Genomic DNA, 21,560 nt, shown 5'->3' on the forward strand with positions numbered 1-21,560 from the left:
AGCTGGCCGTTAGGGTCTCAGGCTTGGCCAACTTGGTAGGGTCGTTTGCCCTTATTCATCTCGGAATGTTTTTGTCATTGCATCGCGGATTGGGCGGGTCAGATAGGATGCCACCAGGCGTTCGCCCGTTGAGACAAGAATTTCAACCGGCATTCCTGGCACCAGTTCTTTGTCTTCAATTCGCGTGAATTCCGCCGACGAGACCTCTACCTCGGCGCTGTAGTAAATAGCGCCGGTAACAGGATCCGAGATTGTGTCGGCCGAGACCCATTTGACCAAACCATCCAACTCAGGCGTTTGGTTGTAGTTGAATGCGGTCAACCTGACCCGCGCATTTTGGCCCGGAGCAACGCGATCAATCTCTGTTACCGGAATGTTTGCCATCAGAACGGGTTGTTCTGCGACCGGTACGATATCCATCACAGCTTGACCCGGTGCGATGACACCACCCTTGGTATGGAACGCGAGGTTCAAGACCCGGCCATCCAACGGCGCGATGATCTGACTGCGGGCAACCCGGTCGCTGATCGTGGTCTGACGTTCCAGTGCTTCGCGCAATTGTTGCGAAACGACAGAAAGTTCGGTCGATACATCCTCACGCCAGGTTGCAGCACCACTGACAAGCGCGCTTTCGACTTCGGCAATTTGCGCCACCACGCTGTCGATCTGCGCCTTGTTGCTGGATAGTCCAGCTTCAAGGTCAAGGGCTGTGCGCCGGACCTGCAACAGACGCGTTACGTTGGCCAACCCCTTTTCGTGCAGCCCTGCGACGGTTTCCAATTCTTCTTGGGTAAGCTCTTTGTTAGCCTCCTGGGATTTGATTTGGCTACGCAGTCCAGCCACTTGCGCCAGAAACGCGTCTTTCTGCGTTTCCAACTGCACCGCATTGGCGCTTTTTGCCAGTGCACGACTTTCGAAAAGTTGAGCTTCGGCCGCAAAGATAGTCCGGGCACTCTCTGTGTTCGAGAATTGCACGTCCATGAGGGTGAAATCATCATCGGCCAACTCTGCGCGCAGACGGGCCTCACGGACGGAAAGCGTCTCGATCTGTGTGGTCAGTGCGTTCAGTTCTGCCTGGTCACGCGTTGTATCAAGGCTGACAAGAACCTGACCCTGTTGGACGGCGTCATCTTCTGACACATGGATTTCATGGATGATGCCGCCTTCCAAATGTTGAATGGTCTGGCGATCCGTTTCCAATGCCACCATGCCGGGCGCTACGATCGCGCCGTCAATTCGGGTGGTCATCGACCAGTAGGCCAACCCCCCAACTGTCAGACCCATAACGGCGACGGCGAAAAGAACCCATCTTCCAAAGCGATCCGTTGGTTGTGTTACAGCATCACGCATTTGAGCCATCCTCTTGTTTTTCTACCGCATTAGCGGTGTTTTCACCTGATTTCTTCGCGCGGTTTTCGGAATAGGTCCGCAGGATCTCATCCCGTGGGCCAAAGGCCGACACCATTCCCTTGTCCATCACAAGAACCTTGTCCGCCTGATTGAGTGCACCAAGGCGATGAGCGATGATGACGACCGTTTTGCCTTCTTCTTTCAGGCGGTCGATCGTGATGCTCAATGCAGCGGTCCCGGCGGCATCCAGATTTGAGTTCGGTTCGTCCAGAACGATCAGGGAAGGATTGCGGTACAACACACGGGCCAGACCGATCCGCTGACGCTCGCCACCAGAAAGCGCGCTTCCGGCTTCGCCTAGTGGTGTGTCATAGGCGTTTGGCAGCTGCAGGATCAGGTCATGAGCATTTGCAGCCTGCGCGGCGGACAGAACGTCTTCGTCAGTTGCATCTGCCTGAAACCGTGCGATGTTTTCACGAACGGTGCCGTCAAACAGTTCGACACTTTGCGGCATGTAGCCAACCGAGTCCCGAAGTTGGGCGGCGTTCCAGTAGGCCATGTCGGCTTTGTCCAGGCGAACGCTACCGCGGACAGGATCCAACGCACCGATGATGACGCGGGCCAGAGTAGATTTCCCCGATCCGCTGGGCCCGATCACCGCAAGCACCTCACCAGCTGTGAGAGAGAGTGAGACGTTTCGCAGTGCCATTTTCGCGCCATCCGGCGTGGTGGCAAACACGTTTTTCAGCTCCAGATCGCCACGTGGGTGCGGCAACTGAACAGAGCTTTTCTTGGGTGGGTATTCCGCCAGCAATGTATTCAACCGTTCGCGTGCAGCGCTTGCGACCACATACTGTCGCCAACTGCCAATAGCCTGCTCTGCCGGCGCAAGCGCGCGTCCAACCAGAACAGAGGCCGCGATGATTGAGCCTGCGCTCAGGTCGCCCGAGATGGCAAGATACGCGCCCAAACCAAGAACTGCGGATTGCAGCATCAGTCGAACGGTGCGCGAGATGGATGAAAGCGTTGCAGCCATATCGCTGATATCGCTCTGTTTGACCTGCGCTTTGCCATTCAGCTTGTGCCAGTACTGGTACAGATCATCCCGCATTCGCATGGCGTGGGTGACTTCGTGATTGCGCGCGACGTCGTTCAGGACACGGGCACTTCGGGTTTGATATTGGTTGGCCCGCGCAACACCACGTTGCGTCAGGGCGTTGTTCAATATCGCGATTGCGACAAGGAATACGACGCCCGCCAAACCTGCATAGCCCAGCCAGGGGTGCAGGAGGTAAGCAAAACCAAGATAGATTGGCGTCCACGGGGCATCGAAAATAACAGCAAGGGTCGAGCCGCCGATAAATTCCCGCAAGGTGCCCAGATCACCAATCGCGTCGCGACCTTTGGTACCGCCTTCCTTGACCGAACGTTCGATCTGAGCGTCGAACACGCGTTTTTCCAGCAGGTTGCTAATCCGGTTTCCGATACGCACAAGGATGCGGGACCGGACCAGAGACAACAGGCCGAATACCAGATACAGGCCCAGCATCAGAACGCTCAGGCCAAAAAGGGTCTGATAGCTTTGACTGGGCAGCGCGCGGTCATAGACCAAAATCATGAACAGAGGGCCGGTCAGCATCGTCAGGTTGATAACCATACTCACGGCACCAATTGCGAAAAGACCCGGGCGCGCTGTACGGTAAGCGTTTTGAAGCTCGGTTCGTGTGTTGGGACTATGGGACATGGTGACCCTCTTTCGTGACTGAAATTTCAGAAGAAACGGCGGCGACCCAAGGGCCGCCGCCGCATTTCACTTAGACAAGAACGTTGTCTTCGTTCAGGTCGTCCACCTGGATGCCCAGCAGCGTGATGCTGCCTTCTGCGCCAAGATCGATAACAACGTCGTCACCATCCTGCGAAATGGCACCAGCCAGATCTTCGAAGGTATCAAAGTCGAAATCGGTCGAGCTCAGGTCCAGAGTGTCACCATTGGCGAACGCTTCGAAGTCAGCGATGACGTCGTCACCAAGACCTGCCTCAAAGACGAAGGTGTCAGCACCGCGATTGCCTTCAAGACGGTCGTTGCCTGTACCACCATTGATGATGTCATCACCAATACCGCCGCAGACAATGTCATCGCCAGCACCGCCGAAGAGGATGTCGTTGCCGCGACCGCCTTCCAGCGTATCGTTGCCGTCACCACCTTCGAGGACGTCGTCGCCACGGCCACCGGTCAAGATGTCTTCACCTTCACCACCAACCAGAACGTCTTCGCCGTTACCGCCGTCCAGCACATCGTCTCCGAGGCCGCCCGTCAGGTCATCGTCGCCGTTGCTTCCGGCAAGCTGATCGTTTCCGGCTTCGCCGTCCAGATCATCATCGCCGTTGCCACCGTCCACGATGTCATTTCCGGCACCGGCCAGAACGATATCGTCGCCGTTACCTGCTTCGATGTTGTCGTCACCGACGCCACCTTGCAGATCATCGTCGCCATTGGTCGGATCGACGTTTACGACAACCTCTTCCTCGGCAAAGATAAAGTTCTCAGCCACAAGCTCATCCGGGGCAACCCCTTCGAGAGTGATCTGATCACCATCACCCAGGTCGATTACGGTGTTCTCGCCGTCGGCCACAATCAACAGATCCGAAAGCTGAGTGATTCCGAAATCGGACACATCCAGGAAGTCGCCGTCTTCGACGCTTACCGAGAAGTCAGCCACAACGTCGAAACCGGTACCGCGACGGAAGGCGAACGTGTCGCGGCCCGACCCACCGATCAGGGTGTCGTTGTCGGCACCACCATCCAGGAAGTCGTCACCACGGCCACCGTCAACGATGTCTTCACCTGCACCGCCGAACAGTTCGTCATCACCACCTTCGGCAATGTCGATCACAATGCGCAGAAGCTGCTCATTGCCACCGTTGCGGGTAAAGTCACCTTCGATCGGATCAACAATCGTACCGGCAGCGGTTTCGCCACCCAGAATGTTGACAGGTTCGCCGTCCGGGTTGCCTTCCGAGCCGTTGAAGCCCGGGTGCAGACCCACAACACCGTTTTCCACGGTACCCTGGTCACGTGCGGTCTGGTTGAGGAAGGCTGCGCCTTCTTCATTGTTGACCTCGGTGCCAGCGTCCAGAACATCGTTGCCAAAGCGTTCGATGATAAGCGGGCCAATAAAGTTGCCCTCTTCGTCAAAGATCGGATCTGCCAACGCATCATCTGGAACGGCCAGGAACGCGTCGTTCGATGGGATGATCATGGTTGCCCAGGTAAAGAAGCCCTGACCGACCTGATCGGTGTTGACGTTCAGCGTAAAGCTGGCCGTTTCACCGGGATCGATGACACCCGGCGCACCGATGCCGCCCAGAATGGTCGCATCCACACCGTTGTCACCAACCTGCTGATTGAACTCGGCTGCGATACCTTCGACGCTGCCGTCTTCGGCCAGACGTTCCAGACCCAGGCTGGCTTCTTCGCCTGCGGTGAACAGGTCAAAGTTGGCACCATCATGGAAACCGAACCAGACAGGTGTCAGGAAGGTTCCGCCTTCGCCCAGCGTGTTGGTCACCGATACGGTGATGGCTTCGCCGTCGCCAACCGCGTCACCGCGGATAACGTCGTTACCTGCGCCACCGTTGATGATGTCGTCGCCTGCCGCACCGGCCAGAAGGTTGTCGCCTTCGTCGCCGATCAGGACGTCGTCATTGACGGACCCGGTCAGGTTTTCGATGCTGATCAGCTGATCCTGAACGGCATTTCCATTAGGCGCTGCGTAGTCTGCAGTGCCTGCCGACAGATCCGCGGTCACACCAGAACCGATGTCGCTGAAGTCAGCCGTGTCGATACCTTCACCACCGTCGGTGATGTCGTTACCGCCACCGCCACGCAGGACGTCGTTACCTTCGCCGCCTTCCAGAATGTCGTTGCCACCACGGCCGACCAGCAGATCGTTACCGTCGTTGCCGGTCAGTGTGTTGGCGTTGTTGTCGCCGAACAACTGATCGTCATTGGCCGAACCGTCGAGGTTTTCGAACCCGTCGAAATTCTCGAAGATCGTGACGTTCTCGTTGGGAGCATAAGACGCGCTGCCTGTTGCGAGGTCCGCAATCACCTCAGCACCGATACCCTGGAAGCTGTTGGTGTCGATACCTTCGCCACCGCTCAGATCATCCAGACCACCGCCACCAGCGATAAAGTCGTCACCTGCACCACCATCGATCGCGTTCGGAGCTGCGCCGGTTGCGATGATCGAGTCGTCATTGGACGTGCCGATGATGTTCTCGATACCGGTGAACTCTTCCTCGATCAGCGGGCCGTTACCGCCACCGCCGTTATATACGGCTGTGCCTGTGCCATCTGCCGCCAGGGTGACAGCGACACCTGCAATGGTGGGATCTTCTGCACCAAGGTTGATGTTGGAAAAGTCGTTGGTGTCGATACCTTCACCACCGTCGATGATGTCGGTGCCACCACCGCCTGCCAGGATGTCGTCACCTGCGCCGCCGCTCAGGGTGTCATTGCCACCCAGACCGCTCAGGACATCGTCGCCGTCGAGACCTTCCAACACGTTGTCGTTCGCATCGCCGATCAGAACGTCGCCGTCATTTGAACCGATGACGTTTTCGATGCTGATCAGAGTGTCGGTTTCAGAAACTGCTAGGGTCACTTCTTCGACGTTGGTCACGCCCGATGGGTTCTCGGAGACTTCATCTGCGCTGGCAAGGAAGCCGCCAGCATCCACCAGCGAGTCACGCACGACCGGACCGTTGATGCCGGCAGGTGCATTGTGCAGGTGAATTGCAGAAACCACACCTGGGATCGGTGTCAACAGGTCAGAGACTGCCAGACCGGTTACCGACAGTTCGGACGAGTATGTCGCGACACCATCAATAACTGTGACAGTTACGGTTGCTGTACCTGTTGCCTCAGAGTCCGACAGAGGGCCAGGTTCCTGTGCCGCGTCCAGCGACGCGTTCAGAACCAGGGTGCCGTTGCCGTTTTCATCCAGGTTGTTTTCGACAACCAGCAACTGACCACGGATCTCACCGGCCGGGAAGTCGACTGTGTGGATGTTGTAGTACAGGTTGCCCGCCAGCGCTTCGTCAACCAGGCTGTCCAACGGGTCAGCAAAGTTGGTGAAGTCCGCGTTCTCGATGCTGACCGAGAAGCCAGTCTCGCGTGTCGCGGTTCCTGCGCCAAGGTCGACTTCGACAGGAACGTCGACGTCATTGAACGCAGCAGTGTCGATACCTTCGCCACCATCCAACGAGTCGTTGCCCAATCCGCCGGTCAGGACGTCATCACCAGCGCCGCCTTCGATGATATCATCACCTGCGCCACCATCGATTGCATTCGGTGCTTCACCGGACGCGATGATCGTGTCGTCGTTGGACGAGCCTGTGATGTTTTCGATACCAGAGAATTCTTCCTGGATCAGCGGGCCGTTACCGCCACCACCATTGTATTCGGCTGTGCCTGTGCCATCTGCCGCAAGCGTGACGCTGACACCAGCAATCGTTGGGTCTGCTGCGCCAAGGTTGATGTTGGAAAAGTCGTTGGTGTCGATGCCTTCACCGCCGTCAATGATGTCGGTGCCGCCACCGCCGATCAGGGTGTCATTCCCTGCACCGCCGCTCAGGGTATCGTTGCCACCCAGACCGCTCAGGACATCGTCGCCGTCGAGACCTTCCAATACGTTGTCGTTCGCATCACCGATCAGAACGTCGCCGTCATCCGAACCGATGACATTTTCGATGTTGAGCAGCGTGTCGGTTTCAGAAACTGCTAAGGTCACTTCTTCGACGTTGGTCACGCCCGATGGGTTCTCGGAGACTTCATCCGCGCTGGCCAAGAAGCCACCGGCATCCACCAGCGAGTCACGCACAACTGGGCCATTTTCGCCAGCAGGTGCATTGTGCAAGTGAATTGCAGAAACCACACCTGGGATCGGCGTGAGCAGGTCAGAGACTGCCAGACCGGTTACCGACAGTTCGGACGAGTATGTCGCGACGCCGTCAATAACAGTAACGGTAACAGTCGCAGTACCGGTTGCCAGCGAGTCCGAAACTGGGTCAGGCTCTTGTGCCGCGTCCAGCGAAGCGCTCAGTACAAAGGTGCCGTTGCCGTTTTCATCCAGGTTGTTTTCGACAACCAGCAACTGACCACGGATCTCTCCGCCGGGGAAATCGGCTGTGTGGATGTTGTAGTACAGGTTGCCTGCCAGTGCTTCGTCAACCAGGCTGTCCATCGGGTCAGCGAAGTTGGTGAAGTCCGCGTCTTCGATGCTGACCGAGAAGCCGGTCTCGCGTGTCGCGGTTCCTTCCACAAGGTCGACTTCGACGGGTACGTCGATGTCGTTGAAGACGGCGGTGTCGATGTCGTCACCGCCATCCAGAATGTCATTGCCCAACCCGCCGGTCAGGATGTCATCACCGGCGTTGCCGTTGATTTCATCGTCACCCGCGGTTCCGACTAGATTGTTGGCGTTGTCGTCGCCATCAATTATTTGGCCCACTATTTCTTCGGGATTCATCGTAAACTCCAAGCTGTTAGGCAAGCACTGTTGTGCTCACCGACCGTTAACTGCGCTTGGAAGAAATCATCGCAACTGTTCAAAAATGATGGGTGGGTCATCACCCTTAAATTAACTGCTAAACCACCCCTAACATGTTAATTTTAAAAGAAACAAATATTACCCCTCACGATCCTACAACTAAAGTTGAAGGTCGTTTTTTTACCGGTAATTCGTGTATTTTCATAAAAAATTACGAAACAGACCTGTCATGACACATGAGAACGAAACGCCAGAATGCTATGAGAAACTTCCAATTCGTGATTGGGATTTAGTACGGTTTCTTTTGTGCGTGGCACGCGCGGGCAGTATCTCGCGCGCGTCGGAGCATCTGTCGGAAAGCCCGGCCACGGTTGGTCGGAAATTGCGAGAGATTGAAAAAGATCTGGCAGTGCCGGTGTTTGACCGTGGCACCGCGGGTGTAACGCTGACTAGCATCGGTCAGGAAATTCTGAAATCCGCCGAGCGGATCGAAGCAGAGTTGACCCATATTGGTGAAATATGCCGCGCACATCGGGGTCTGAGCGGTGGGCGCGTCTGTGTGTCCACCCCTGAAGGTTTGGGAGAAGCGATTGTCGCGCCCAGGCTCATCGAGTTTCATTCGCTGAATCCTGAGATCCAAATCGATCTGTTGCTGTCTAACAAAAGAATAAATCTACACAATCGTGAGGCCGACATCGCCGTGCGCCTTGGCCGGTCCGAGTCCCACAGAATATCTTCTGAAAAGCTGGGCGAAGTTGCGTTCGGAATTTACGCCTCTCGCGATTACCTTTTCGGTTTGGACGAGATCAATTCTGCGGCCGAACTGGCGGGTCACAATGTCATTGTCGCCACCGGGGCGCTTAGCCGAACGGTGCAGGAGGAAGAATTCCGCAAGATCATCGGTAAATGCAACATCGCTGCGCGAACGGACAACATCAACGCGCAATTGTCGGCTGTCAAAAGTGGTTTTGGGTTCGCGGTACTTCCGAAGTATATGACACGACCACACTCGGACTTGGTTGAGGTTATGCCAGGTTTTTTGAAATCTACCGTCGAATTATGGATACTCACGCATCAGGATGTTGCGGACTACCCGCATGTTCAAACCACCAAACAGTTTCTCGTGGAAATGTGCGAAAGTCTTGTGAATGAGACACTGCCCACGCGGGTCAAAGAACACTGTCAGCGGAATGGTCGGGTAAGATAGTAGGCGCAAACGTTGCCGCAACTTCTTCGACTGCAAATCTAACCCACCCAAGGCATAGCAAAGCTTTTCAACTGTGCAGGTTCATATGATCAAAGCGATCAATGCAGGTAGGGTAATAGCTGAAAAAGCAGTGCCAAACAGCACCGCACGTGCAGCAAGCTGCACACTGATATTCTCCGCGCGCGCCATGACATAGACATTCGCCGCAGGGGGGAGTGCGGCCATGATTATCGCGGTTGCAATCCAAATGGGATCGAAACCGGGTAAGACAACGAAAATGATGGCTACGAGCAAGGGGTGCAAAATCAATTTACCTGCGAGGCAAATTTGAAGCGGCACTTCTAAGTGGTTGGCCTTGTGGCGGGACAGGGTCAAACCCAAAGAAAAAAGCGCCGCTGGGGCCGCCGCGTTTTGGAATCCGGTCAGTGGGGTGTTGATGAAATCGGGCAGGCCCAGTCCACTAGCGGCAAATGCAAGGCCCGCCAGAGTGGCCAGGATAAAAGGATGCCGCAATACTTTGCCTAAGGACTTGAACAAGCCCTTAATGGAAAACCCGTCGGCGCTGATCATGGCTGGCCAGATCGTAAAGATCAGAAGGACGTCGGCACAAAAGATAAAGGCCGCCGGAGCCCCGGCAGCCGGGCCGAGGACTGCGACGGTCAGAGTAGGCCCCATGTACCCTATGTTCGAATAGCTTGCCGAAAGACCGTAGACTGCCGCATGTTCCTTGGCCTTTGTAATCCGACCGACCCACCAGCCGAATAAAAACATCAACCCGGTCGCCAAGGTCGTAAGCGCCAGAAAACCAATGATGTTGGATGATCCGGGCGGAAGATGACGCACTGATTGAAACAGCAGTGCCGGCAGGGCAACATAAAACACGAAAGCGTCCAGCCACTTTTGCCCCTCTGACGAATGCCTGAGAAGCTTTTCCGCGGCCACTCCAGCCAGAATGTAGACAAAAAAGGGCGCGACAAGTCCGAGACCAACAATCATTGCAGGTATTGGTCGCAAGAAAGGCGGCAGACTGCAAGCATGGTCAAAACGCGGGTTTAGGTGACAGGAATGAGCTGGTGAAATAGTCCCTCAAAACACGCGTCGCGTCAGAGTGTTGGGCTTGTTTGCGAAACGCCATGCCTACATCCATGGTTGGAATGTCCACGCTGGTCTGGACTGTCTCGATCCGCCGTCCCTCTAGTGACCATGGGCGGTAAACCATGTCCGACAAGATCGTAACGCCGTGCCCGTTGGCAACCATTGACCGGACGGCTTCTACGGACGAGGTGCGTAGCTTGATATCAGGCGCGCAATTATGGGCGTTCCAGTATTTCATGCTGGTATGTGCTGCCTCGTCCACCGTCAGCATGACATAGGGCTCGCGGGCAATATCCTGTAGTGAAACGGGGTCTTCATGCGCAAGGGGGTGGCCTGTGGGCAGCCACAGCCTGCGCTGTGATTTCAACAAGGTAATTGTCTCTAGCGCTGGGTTCTGAATGTTTGAGGTCAGCGCGACGGCCATGTCAATTTGACCTGTGACCAATTGCTGCTCGATACTTTGTCGGTTCAACTCGACGATCTGAATGTCCAGGGCAGGGTAAAGCTGGGTCAGTCGTCCTAAATGGTAGGGCAGGAAATACCCGATCACCGTATAGGTCGCGGCCAATCTGATAACACCGGAAATATCGGAGTCGCGCTGATCCAGAACTCGGGCCGCGTCAAGCCTTTCCAAAATATCCCGTGCAGAGTGCAGGAACTGCTGCCCGGCTTCGGTCATCACCATTCCCTGCGCGCGGCGGACGAACAGAGTCGCGCCCAGAATAGTCTCCAGCTCTCGGATCGCGCCCGTTACCGCGGATTGGGAAATCGACAAAAGCTTGGCAGCACGGCTGACCTGCCCGGTTTCGGCTGTGGCGACAAAGTATTTCAGATGCTTGAAATTCATAACAAAGCCACTCGGAGTTATTATCGAAAATAGTGATAATGCATGAGCGAAAAAAAGAAATACCAATTTCTTGCAAATTGCGAATGATGCCCGCGTACGTCACAACAGGGGGCTTGGTGGATGCGAGATATCGTCGATCTGAACTGCGATATGGGCGAAGGGTTCGGCCATTGGGTATTGGGTGATGCCCCCGAGGATAAAATCATGGAGATCATCAGCTCGGCCAATGTGGCCGCGGGTTTTCATGCGGGCGACCCCAATTCCATCGACCGGATGGCCAAGCTGGCGCAGACCCATGGTGTCGGGTTGGGTGCGCACCCGGGCTATGCGGATCTGCGCGGTTTTGGGCGTCGTTACATCAACATGGATTCCGCTGAGTTGATCAATGACGTGGTCTACCAGATCGGTGCCGTGCGGGAATTTGGCCGCCGTCACGGTGCGCCGCTTCAGCACGTGAAACCGCATGGCGCGTTGTATATGGAGGCGGCGGTGAACGAAGACCTGTCGCAGGCTTTGGTCGACACGTTGCAGGCCATCTGCCCGGATGCACCGCTGTTTTGCATGGGTATTTCAAAAACCCATGCCGCCGCGAAACGCGCCGGTCATCCGGTCATTCGCGAGTTCTTCGCGGACAGGGATTATGACAATAGCGGATCCATCGTTTTCGCCCGCAAGGTCGGACGCCCCGATCTTTCACAGGTCGCCGAGAAATGCGTCAAGGCCTGCAAGACTGGCATGGTTACGACGGTGGAGGGCGACGAGATGCAGATCGAATTTGAATCGATCTGCTTCCACTCAGATACGCCCGGTGCGCTCGAGATGGGGCGCGCCATTCGCAAAGGTCTGACTGATAACGGAATTCGGATCGCAACCGCCGGCGAAATCGCCGCGACGCTTTAATCGACTTGTAGGAGAAAACCGATGGCAGAGATCAAATCGCCCGTGCCCGGAACATTCTATACCCAAGCTTCACCCGACGCTCCTGTCTATAAGGCCAAGGGGGATGCTGTGGCCGTTGGCGACGTGATCGGGCTGGTCGAGGTCATGAAGACCTTCATCGAGATCAAGTCTGATGCAACCGGAACCTTTGCCGGGTATGCCGTCGAAAACGAGGCGGCGGTGACGGCGGGTCAGACGTTGGCGGAAGTGGATGGCTAAGCCCATGCGCATCAGACGTTTGTTTATCGCCAATCGGGGTGAGATTGCCGTGCGCATCATTCGTGCCGCGCAAGGATTGGGTGTTCACACCATTCAGGCGCATTCCGAGGCCGACGCAGATATGTTGGCCGTGCGCATGGCGGATGAAAGCGTCTGTGTCGGCCCCGCGCAGGCGGCGCAATCCTATCTGAACATCGACGCATTGGTGCAGGCAGCCCAAGACTGCAACGCCGATGCGGTACACCCCGGTTACGGATTTCTGGCCGAAAACGCGGATTTCGTCCGCGCGGTCGAGGCCGCCGGGATGCGCTTTGTTGGCCCCTCTGCCGACACGATTGACCGCATGGGCGACAAGGTTTCGGCGCGACAGGCAGCGCAAATTGCCGGAGTGCCCGTTGTGCCAGGCTCCAAAGGTCGAATTGCTACGCCGCAAGATGCTTTGGCCATAGCTGATCAGATCGGCTACCCGGTGATGATCAAGGCTTCGGCCGGGGGCGGGGGCAAAGGTATCCGCGTCGCCCAAAATGCCGAAGAACTGGCGCAGATGGCCCCACAGGCGCAGGCCGAGGCGCAGGCGGCCTTTGGTGATGGTGGTTTGTATCTGGAACGAGCGATCACCGCGCCTCGCCATATTGAGGTTCAGATCCTTGGCGATGGCACCAACGCGGTGCATTGCTTTGAACGCGAATGCTCGATGCAGCGCCGCCGCCAGAAAGTGTGGGAAGAGGCCGGGGCGGTCTGTCTGGACGATGCAACCCGCGACAGGTTGTGCGCGTCCGCTGTCGCGTTGGCGAAATCGGTCAACTATGTCGGCGCTGGCACGTTGGAATACCTGTATGACAGTACCACCAACGAGTTCTTTTTCATCGAAATGAACACGCGCATTCAGGTCGAGCACCCTGTGACCGAGATGATCACTGGGCTGGATCTGGTGCAGGAAATGATCCGGGTGTCGGGGGGCGAGCGCCTCTCGGTCACGCAGGGTCAGATCAGCCGCAATGGGCACGCGATAGAAGTGCGCATCAACGCTGAGGACCCGGCACTGCAATTCATGCCATTCCCCGGTCAGGTCGGCCGGATGCGATTGCCCGAGGGTGACGGCGTCCGCTTCGACCATTTTCTGTACGAGGGCTACCAGATTCCGCCGTTTTACGACTCGTTGCTGGGCAAGCTGATCGTCCACGCGCCCACACGCGCGGACGCCATCGCAAAGTTGGCCGCTGCGCTGGATGATCTGACGCTTGAGGGGCTGAAAACCACTATTCCCCTGCACCGGACGCTGGCCGCTGATGCCAATGTGCTGGCGGACCGGATCCACACCCAATGGCTCGAACCGTGGCTGGACGCGGGCAACCTGACCGTACCGGCCTAACCAAGGAGACGCAGCATGAAGACACGTTACACCTATGGTGGCGACGAACACATCTATGTCGAGATGGATGATGAGATGTCGCTGGACGCCTTCTTCAAATCCCTGTCCATGAGCAATGCCGTGCGCGATGCGCAAATCGACGGGGTGACTGAAATCTGCCCCGCCAACGCATCGTTTCAGGTCAAGTTCGACCCCGACGTGATCAGCCCCGATCAGATGATGGAGCAGATCAAGAATCTGGAACACAAGGCCGAAGACGCCGACAAGAGGCTGAAAACGCGGATCATCGAAATCCCGGTCTACTATCAGGACCCTTGGACGCATGAGACGCTGATGCGGTTCCGTGAACGCCATCAGGACCCAAACGGCACCGATCTGGACTATGCCGCGCGTATCAACGGCTATGACAGCGCCGAGGCGTTTATCGAAGCCCACCATTCGCAGCCCTGGTTCGTGTCGATGGTGGGGTTCGTGGCCGGGCTGCCGTTCTTGTACCAACTGGTCGACCGGGACAAGCAATTACAGGTGCCCAAATACCTGCGCCCTCGAACGGATACGCCCAAACAGACGGTGGGCTATGGCGGGTGTTTCTCGTGCATCTATTCGGTGCGCGGGGCAGGGGGGTACCAGATGTTCGGGATCACTCCGATGACCATTTTTGATCCCACCCAGCAGGTTAGCTATCTGAAGGACTTCATGGTGTTCTTCAAACCCGGCGACATCGTGAAATGGAAACCCATCGACCGCGCAGAATATGACCGCATTCTGGCCGAGGTCGAAGCTGGCACCTATGCCCCGCGCATCGCTCAGGTCGATTTCGATCTGGACGCATTCAACGCCGACATGACCGGCACCAATGCCAAGCTGATGGAGGCCCTCAATGACGCTTAAGATACTCTCTCCCGGCCTGTCGACCTCTATTCAGGACCTTGGACGCCCCGGCTATTTCCATCTGGGCATTCCCATTGGTGGGGCGATGGATCGTTTTGCGCTGCGATGTGCCAATATGCTGGTCGGTAACCCCGAGGGCGCTGCAGGGCTCGAAGTGGTGTTCATGGGTCCCGAAATCGAGTTCATGCAGGATGCGCTGGTCGCCGTGACGGGTGCGGAACTGCCACCTAAGGTCGATGGCACCCCGCAACCGACATGGACAGCATTCCCGGTTAAAAAGGGGCAGACCCTCAGCTTTGATTTCCTCAAATCCGGTGCGCGGGCCTATATCGCGGTCAGTGGTGGGATCGACACGCCGCCCGCGCTAGGCAGCCGCTCAACCTATCCCATTGGGGCACTAGGCGGGATCGAGGGGCGTGCGATTCAGGCTGGCGACATGCTCCCCGTTGGAGAGGCCGAACTGATTGAGCCCGGGTTCAGCATTCCCGAACCCCTGCGCCGCGGGCCGGGCTCGCCAGCCGAGTTACGCGTTCTGCCGGGGCTTTACTGGCATCGGCTGACCGAGAAGGCGCAGCAGGGCTTTTTTGCCGATGACTGGGCCGTCGCGCCCGAGGCCGACCGGATGGGCTATCGCTTTAAGGGGGGTCAACCGCTGGAGTTTGTAGACCGGGAACAACCATTTGGTGCTGGGGCTGATCCGTCCAATATCGTGGATGGCTGTTATTCCTACGGCTCGATCCAGGTGCCGGGCGGGCTAGAGCCAATCGTGCTGCACCGTGATGCGGTGTCAGGTGGTGGGTATTTTACCCTGGGGGCGATCATATCGGCAGATATGGACCTGATCGGTCAACTGCAGCCGCATACGCCGGTTAAGTTCAAACAGGTTGATATGGAACAAGCCTTAGCGGCACGCAAAGCGCGGAAAGATATGTTGCGCGAAATTCGAACGCATTTGGGCTAGCACGGCGGCAAAGGCCGTCACCCTGCGCTGAGCGAAAAGTATCCAAGCGACTTTGCGAGATCTTCTTTCGCGAAGTTGCGGCCAATGAACACGATCTCATTGGCCCGCTGGGTGGACGATGCTGGCAGAATTTCCGGGGCCTGAACTGAATTGCGCACGCCTTGCAGCAACAGATAGCCAGCTGGCGTGTCGAACACACCTTTAACCCGGACAATGTCATGGCCGCGGGCATGTAGCAAAGCCGATAGCCAGACCGAAAAGGCGGCCCAGTCGACACTGGCATCAATCCTTAGTCGGGTGGGTTCGATCGCTGGTAGGTTGGACAGCTCGGCCAAAGCAGGAATGGCGATAGGCTGAGCGCTGGGATCAATCGAAGGTGTCGCGTCTTCGCCTTTGATTGCGGCCGAGATATCCGCACCGGGATTTAATTGCGTCAGCGTTGCGTGCACTGCACTGTATGCTCCGGGCAATTGCGCATCGATCTTAGTCAGAATGATGCGGTCGGCGGCTTCGATCTGAGCCCGGCCCAGATGTTCGGTCCCAAGCTGATGGACAATGTTGACTGCGTCCGCCAACACGATGATTTCATCCAGAAGGATGTGATGAACCAGCATCGGGTCAGTTTGTATCGCTGCCGCTATCGCAGCGGGATCGGCCAACCCGCTGGTTTCCAGCACTATTTTTTCTAACCGTTGCTGGTCTGATGCTGTTTGACTACGCGTGTTGCAAATCTGGCGGAGTGAGCTGATCAGATCGGCTTTCCCGACACAACAGGCGCATCCACCGGCCAGAAGGGTCATGCCACTAGCGTGCTGCTGCAACAGGGTGTCGTCCACCGGGGTTTCTGCTGCTTCGTTGACAAGGATGTGGGCGCGTCCGAACCGTCCTTGAAACAACTGATGACGTAGCCAAGTTGTTTTGCCAGATCCCAGATAACCTCCCAGAATAGTCAGCCGTATTCTGGAGTCGTTGGAGGAACCCGCCCCTGACATTCAGGCAGCCGCACCTAAAAAACGAGCGTCCAGGGGATCAAGCGGCGCTCCGGTTTGTGCCTCGGCTTCGGACCATACAGCCTCTAGGTCGGGCACGATGACGGTGCGACCGGTCAGTGACCGTAACTGGATGCCGGGAATGCGGCCATCGTCATGTACAGACAGGCCATAGCTGTTCAGGATCTTGTTCAGGATGTTGGCGCGGCGAAACTTCAACTGCAGCTTGTCGCCGGAAGCATCAGCCCCGGCATCTGTCCAATGACCTGGTCTGGTGGGGAACCCACAGGCGCTGCACATCACGTGTTCTCCTTGGAGGGTGTGCCAGAGGGACGACCCCTCTGGCCATGTTCGGGTCAGATGACCTCGGGGCGTTTGTCACTGTCGAAGGGGAAACGCGCGCGGAAGTCATCGGCGATGGTGTTAAAGTCCACCCACTCAACACCCGAATGGCTGTTGATGTGGTCGATCAGACGCTCGAGCATCAGCAGCACCTGTGGGCGACCGGCAACATCGGGGTGAATGGTGATCGGGAAAATGCCGTAGTCCATTTCACGGTAGACCCAGTCGAACTGGTCCTTCCACATCTCTTCGATGTCGCGCGGATTGACGAAACCGTGGCTGTTGGGTGCGTTCTTGATGAACATCATCGGCGGCAGGTCATCGACGTACCAGTTGGCCCCGATGTCCACGAGGTCGATTTCCTTGCCGTGTTTAAGTGGGTGCATCCATTCACCGGCGGTTTTCGAATAGTCGATCACGTTCCATTCGTCGCCGACACGGGCATAGAACGGCTGGAAGTCGCGATAGCTTTGGCTGTGGTCATACGAGAACCCGTATTTGCCCAGCAGCGCGGCGGTGACGTTCGACATCTCCCACCAGGGCGCCACATAGCCTTTGGGCGCTTCGCCGGTCAGGCCCTTGATCAGTTCGATGGACTTGACCAGTACGTCTTCTTCCTGAGTGGGCGTCATGGCCACCGGGTTTTCGTGCATGTAACCATGCGCACCGATTTCGTGGCCGGCTTCGATGATCATGTCCATTTCCTTTGGAAATGTCTCAAGCGAATGACCAGGAATGAAGAACGAGGTGCGCATGTCGTACTTCTTGAACAGGCGCAATAGACGGGGAATGCCGACTTCTGTCGCAAAGATGCCGCGCTGAATGTCGTTGGGAGAATCTCCACCGCCGTATGAGCCGATCTGGCCCGCGACGGAGTCGATATCCGTCCCGAAGGCGCATAGGATTTTCTTTGTCATGATACTTCTCCTCTGTGTTCTCAAAGTTTGCAAATTCTGGGGATGAATCAGCCTCGTATGATGTTCTCGGTCGCCAATGCCGCCGAAAGAACGGCATGGTCCTGACCATGAGGCGCGGACAGCAATAAGCCCGTGGGCATACCGTTCCGATCCGTTCCGTTGGGGATGGACACACCGGGCCAGTCCAAGAAATTGCCAAGCGACGTGTTGCGCAGTGTCAGGCCGTTGTGTTCGAAAAACACATCCTGATCGGCCTCGAGTGGGGCGATCTCCATCGCGGTTGTTGCGGTTGTCGGGCAAAGCACAATGCAGCCGCCTATTGTGGCCGCGGTTTCTGCCATCAGGCGGACGCGGGCCTGTTGAAGCACAACCAGATCAACAGCGGTCATGGGGCTGGCTTGCAGAACACGGCGCACGACGCGGGCATCCATTTGCTCGGCTTCGGGGCCGTTCACCCGGTCTTTGTGAATCGCCAGGGCCTCGGCCCCGGCCAAGAACCCATGCTGTGACATAAGATCCAGAATGTGCTGCAACTGCGGCAACGAAATGCGTGAGACACGCGCGCCTGCACGTTCCAACCTTGCAACGGCAGCGTCAAAGCGGTCCAAGACATCCTGGCTTGCGCCATCGAACAAAACCTGATCCGGAATGACGAAGTTTAGCTTGTACAATTCCGCAGGATTGATCTGAGGTCGAAGGTGGCCGCGCAAGACGGCATCGACCAGCACGCAATCGGCTACGCTGTTCGCGAGCGGCCCAATCGTGTCCAGCGACGGGGCGAGGGGAAATACGCCGTCCATCGGATATCGCCCCATTGAAGGTTTGTATCCGACCACACCGTTGAACGAGGCCGGGATACGCACCGAACCCCCGGTGTCAGAACCCATCGAAACCGGCACGACCCCTGCGGCGACAACAGCGCCTGACCCCGAGGATGAGCCGCCGGGGCTGCGCGGGTTGTCTTTGTCGGCGTGTATGTTGCGCGGCGTTCCATAATGGGGGTTCAGCCCTATTCCGGAATACGCGAACTCTGTCATGTTGACGGTGCCGACCGAAGTCATTCCGGCGCTGGCCGCACGCGAAACAATCGCGGCATCGGCTGTGGCTGCAGGGTTTGATTTAAGTACAACAGACCCGGCAGTGGTGACGCGACCTTTGAGATCGAACAAATCCTTCCACGCTGTGGGTACACCATCAATCGGGCTGATCGGAATGCCTGCACGCCAACGCAGGTGTGAGGCCTCGGCCTCGGCCTGCGCACGGTCTTTCAGAAGGTCGATAAACAGGGCGGGATCATTATGATCGGACAGCCTGTCAAAGACACCTTCCAGCAGCGCGACGGGGTCAGTCCGCCCAGCCTGCAGGTCTGCGGCCATTTGAGTGATGGTTAGATTGCTCATCTCATACGGGCCCCATCACGCGATCATCGTTGCGCCGCTGGCGTGCCAGGCCACATAGGCCGAGGCCCCCACGGACAGGCGTCCGCGATATTTGTCCACATGGCCTTCTGTGTTGATCGTCGCGCCATTCTCTAGCCGGACCAGCATCTGCATGATGTGGCCGATGACTTGCAGACGTTCGATCTGGCAGGGGATGATGTTCGAACCAAAGGTGCCGCGCAGTTCGGCTTCGTCGGTTTCGACGGGGATCAACTCAACGGCTTCAGCGGGCAACACGATGCTCATCTTTTCGCCCATGGTATGGGCGACGTCGATGCGGTTGGTGCCGGAAATAGCGCCAAAGGGCGTGTCGAGTGTAATTGTTTGACCTTCGGTCGCAGTTACAGTGCCGGGAATAATGGTGTTTGACCCGATAAAGCGCGCGACAAACTCGCTGGTGGGGCGGGTGTACAGCTCGTGCGGGGGGCTGATCTGTTCAACCCGACCTGCATTCATCACGATGATCCGGTCCGACAGCGCCAAAGCTTCGGATTGGGCATGGGTTACGAACACGAAGGTAATTCCAAGTTCGCGCTGCAACAGCTTCAATTCGTTCTGGATGCTTTTTCGAAGATTGGCATCCAACGCGCCGAGGGGTTCGTCCAGCAGCAAAATATCGGGTTCTACGACCAAAGACCGTGCCAAAGCAATCCGCTGACGCTGACCACCGGACAGACGGCTGGTTGGCATTTCCGAGATATCCAGAAGCCCCAGCTTGTCCAGAATGCCATCGACTTTGCGATCAGCTTCGGGTTTCGGAAGGCCTTTAACCTCCAGCCCGAACCGTACGTTCTGCCGCACGTTCATGTGGGGGAACAGCGCGTAGTTCTGGAAAATCATCGATGTCGGGCGCTTTTCCGGGGGCTGGTCATTGACCCGTTGGCCTCGGATCAACAGGTCGCCGGATGTGACGCTTTCGAACCCAGAAATCATCCGCAGCGTCGTTGACTTGCCGCAGCCCGACGGTCCGAGAAAGGCGATGAACTCACCCTTTTCAACGTCGAGGTTAAAGTCGATGACGGCAGGCGTGCCGTTGTCATAAACTTTACCAACGTTTTTGAGTTGCAGATCGTAAGCCAAGGACGTCGCACCCTTTTGATTTGATTTCTTGAAAGGCGGGGAATGGGCTCAGCCGGTTAGACCCGGCTGAACCAGTGTTGAGTTAGGCGGACAGGAACTCATCCCATTTCTGGATCAGCAGGTCGTACTCATCCGGCCACTGGTGCCAGTAGGCGACGTTCGCCGCGCGAGTTTCGAGCGAGCCACCATCGCGCAGATCGCCTTCCTTGATGCCGCGCTCGGTCGCACCGACCCAAGGCTTGCCCTCGTACCAGAAAGCATATTTGTCTGGGTCCATGACCTCTTTGACGTTGACGGTGGGCGAATAGTAACCCTGTTCCGACACTGCAATCGCTGGCGGGCCGGATAGCCAGTAATCAGCATAGGCCGTGACCGCTTCGAGGTTGGGCGAGGTCTTGAGCGGGGACACCCCGATGGACCAGCCGCGATAACCTTCTTTCATCGTCGCATAAGAGCATTCGACCCCCTGCGCCTTGACCGCCATCACCGCAGGCTGCCACGCATCCGCGATCACCATCTCACCCGACGCGAGCAGGTTCACCAGTTCACCAAAGTCACCCCACAGGGCACGGAACTGGCCTTCTTTCTTTTTGGCGATCAGGAATTTTGACGCCTCTTCGATGGCTCCGGCATCCGGGTTGCCGGGGTTTTCAACTTCAAGCAATCCCAGCGCATTCATTGCCAGAATGGCCTGGCCAAATGCGATCAGCGGGTCAACGTTCAGGCCTGTTTTGCCCTTGAACTTGGGATCAAACAGCGCAGCCCAGGTCGAGGCTTCTTCGGCGTCCACCAGATCAGGGCGGTAGCCGATCGAGTCGTAGTTGTAGACCGTCGGCACCATGTTCAGGCGGGTCTGGCTGTCATCCTCCCAAATCTGTCCGACGATCTGGCGGTTGCGATCCCAGCGATCCGAGGCCGTGGTGAAAGTGTCACGAATGCCCGACCAGTTTTTCAAGTCGGACGCAGCGACCGGGGCCAGCTTGTCAGTGGCCACCATCGCGGCCAGGCGTTCGCCGATGATCTCCCAGCAGTCATAGGCGTCGGTGCCCGACAGAATCTCGGTCTGGGTGTTGGGGAAGATATCAGCCTTGCCGTTGACCGACCCTACACCCGATTTTTCCTGAAAGTCGTTCAGGATGCGTTCCTGAACCGTCACTGACAGGCCTACGGTGCGCAATTCCTGATTGCCAAGGTTCGCGGCAAAGGCTTGCTGCGCGCCAAGGAATGGCATCCCGCCCGCAGCCAGCGCAGCGCCGCCTGCGGTTGTCTGAAGGAATTTCCGTCGTGAATATGTACTCATCTCAGTTTACTCCGTGTTGCGGTCGTGTGTCTTATTCTTCTGTTTGGGGCCGCTGGCC

The 21,560-nt window shown here is 57.1% G+C and carries 17 protein-coding genes; 6 read left to right on the plus strand and 11 right to left on the minus strand.

Going from position 1 to position 21,560, the window contains the following annotated elements; genetic code table 11:
* Nucleotides 1-51: 51 nt before the first annotated feature.
* From ACR0BD_RS07535 to ACR0BD_RS07545, 3 genes are all read right to left on the minus strand, one after another.
* Nucleotides 52-1,350, minus strand: coding sequence for an HlyD family type I secretion periplasmic adaptor subunit (locus tag ACR0BD_RS07535; RefSeq protein WP_480829748.1), 1,299 nt, complete (start codon nt 1,348-1,350; stop codon nt 52-54).
* Nucleotides 1,343-3,094, minus strand: coding sequence for a type I secretion system permease/ATPase (locus tag ACR0BD_RS07540; RefSeq protein WP_480829749.1), 1,752 nt, complete (start codon nt 3,092-3,094; stop codon nt 1,343-1,345). Before ACR0BD_RS07540 ends, ACR0BD_RS07535 begins: the two co-directional genes overlap by 8 nt.
* 70 nt (nt 3,095-3,164) lie before the next feature.
* Nucleotides 3,165-7,883 (minus strand): CHRD domain-containing protein, encoded by a 4,719-nt coding sequence (locus tag ACR0BD_RS07545; RefSeq protein ID WP_480829750.1) that lies wholly within the window; start codon nt 7,881-7,883, stop codon nt 3,165-3,167.
* Between the two features lie 250 nt (nt 7,884-8,133).
* On the opposite strand from ACR0BD_RS07545, the gene ACR0BD_RS07550 reads away from it, so the two are divergent.
* Nucleotides 8,134-9,111, plus strand: a complete 978-nt coding sequence (locus ACR0BD_RS07550) for a LysR family transcriptional regulator (RefSeq protein ID WP_480829751.1) — start codon at nt 8,134-8,136, stop codon at nt 9,109-9,111.
* Between the two features lie 81 nt (nt 9,112-9,192).
* On the opposite strand, the gene ACR0BD_RS07555 is transcribed toward ACR0BD_RS07550, so the two are convergent.
* Both ACR0BD_RS07555 and ACR0BD_RS07560 read right to left on the minus strand, forming a co-directional pair.
* Nucleotides 9,193-10,107 (minus strand): AEC family transporter, encoded by a 915-nt coding sequence (locus ACR0BD_RS07555; RefSeq protein ID WP_480829752.1) that lies wholly within the window; start codon nt 10,105-10,107, stop codon nt 9,193-9,195.
* A gap of 43 nt (nt 10,108-10,150) precedes the next feature.
* Nucleotides 10,151-11,053 carry a LysR family transcriptional regulator gene (locus ACR0BD_RS07560; protein ID WP_480829753.1) on the minus strand — a complete coding sequence of 301 codons (903 nt, stop codon included), beginning with the start codon at nt 11,051-11,053 and terminating at the stop codon, nt 10,151-10,153.
* Nucleotides 11,054-11,173: 120 nt separating this feature from the next.
* On the opposite strand from ACR0BD_RS07560, the gene ACR0BD_RS07565 reads away from it, so the two are divergent.
* The 5 genes from ACR0BD_RS07565 to ACR0BD_RS07585 are packed head-to-tail and all read left to right on the plus strand — an operon-like array spanning nt 11,174 to nt 15,435.
* Nucleotides 11,174-11,953: a 5-oxoprolinase subunit PxpA gene (locus tag ACR0BD_RS07565; protein ID WP_480829755.1), complete on the plus strand. Its 780-nt coding sequence runs from the start codon at nt 11,174-11,176 to the stop codon at nt 11,951-11,953.
* A gap of 21 nt (nt 11,954-11,974) precedes the next feature.
* Nucleotides 11,975-12,211 carry an acetyl-CoA carboxylase gene (locus tag ACR0BD_RS07570; RefSeq protein ID WP_480829756.1) on the plus strand — a complete coding sequence of 79 codons (237 nt, stop codon included), beginning with the start codon at nt 11,975-11,977 and terminating at the stop codon, nt 12,209-12,211.
* A gap of 4 nt (nt 12,212-12,215) precedes the next feature.
* On the plus strand, nt 12,216-13,583 hold the full coding sequence (locus tag ACR0BD_RS07575) for an acetyl-CoA carboxylase biotin carboxylase subunit (protein WP_480829872.1): 1,368 nt from the start codon (nt 12,216-12,218) through the stop codon (nt 13,581-13,583).
* Nucleotides 13,584-13,598: 15 nt separating this feature from the next.
* Nucleotides 13,599-14,474 carry a 5-oxoprolinase subunit B family protein gene (locus tag ACR0BD_RS07580; RefSeq protein WP_480829757.1) on the plus strand — a complete coding sequence of 292 codons (876 nt, stop codon included), beginning with the start codon at nt 13,599-13,601 and terminating at the stop codon, nt 14,472-14,474.
* Nucleotides 14,464-15,435: a 5-oxoprolinase subunit C family protein gene (locus ACR0BD_RS07585; protein WP_480829758.1), complete on the plus strand. Its 972-nt coding sequence runs from the start codon at nt 14,464-14,466 to the stop codon at nt 15,433-15,435. Before ACR0BD_RS07580 ends, ACR0BD_RS07585 begins: the two co-directional genes overlap by 11 nt.
* A gap of 17 nt (nt 15,436-15,452) precedes the next feature.
* Here the strand turns inward: ACR0BD_RS07585 and ACR0BD_RS07590 are convergent, their stop codons facing one another.
* The 6 genes from ACR0BD_RS07590 to ACR0BD_RS07615 all read right to left on the minus strand — a co-directional run bounded on the left by ACR0BD_RS07590 (nt 15,453) and on the right by ACR0BD_RS07615 (nt 21,502).
* On the minus strand, nt 15,453-16,427 hold the full coding sequence (locus ACR0BD_RS07590) for a CobW family GTP-binding protein (RefSeq protein ID WP_480829760.1): 975 nt from the start codon (nt 16,425-16,427) through the stop codon (nt 15,453-15,455).
* A complete protein-coding gene (locus ACR0BD_RS07595) occupies nt 16,428-16,724 on the minus strand; it encodes a hypothetical protein (protein ID WP_480829761.1) in 297 nt (98 codons plus the stop codon). It abuts the gene before it with no gap.
* A gap of 56 nt (nt 16,725-16,780) precedes the next feature.
* The gene (locus tag ACR0BD_RS07600; protein ID WP_480697078.1) at nt 16,781-17,683 is read right to left on the minus strand and encodes a polysaccharide deacetylase family protein; all 903 of its coding nucleotides are present in this window, start codon (nt 17,681-17,683) and stop codon (nt 16,781-16,783) included.
* Between the two features lie 47 nt (nt 17,684-17,730).
* Complete coding sequence (locus ACR0BD_RS07605; protein WP_480829762.1) at nt 17,731-19,083, minus strand: amidase; 1,353 nt, start codon at nt 19,081-19,083, stop codon at nt 17,731-17,733.
* 15 nt (nt 19,084-19,098) lie between these two features.
* Entirely contained in the window at nt 19,099-20,202 is a 1,104-nt protein-coding gene (locus tag ACR0BD_RS07610; protein WP_480829763.1) for an ABC transporter ATP-binding protein, read from the minus strand.
* 82 nt (nt 20,203-20,284) lie between these two features.
* Nucleotides 20,285-21,502 carry an ABC transporter substrate-binding protein gene (locus ACR0BD_RS07615; protein ID WP_480697085.1) on the minus strand — a complete coding sequence of 406 codons (1,218 nt, stop codon included), beginning with the start codon at nt 21,500-21,502 and terminating at the stop codon, nt 20,285-20,287.
* Nucleotides 21,503-21,560: the final 58 nt, after the last annotated feature.

Source organism: Ruegeria sp. G5 (assembly GCF_056533365.1).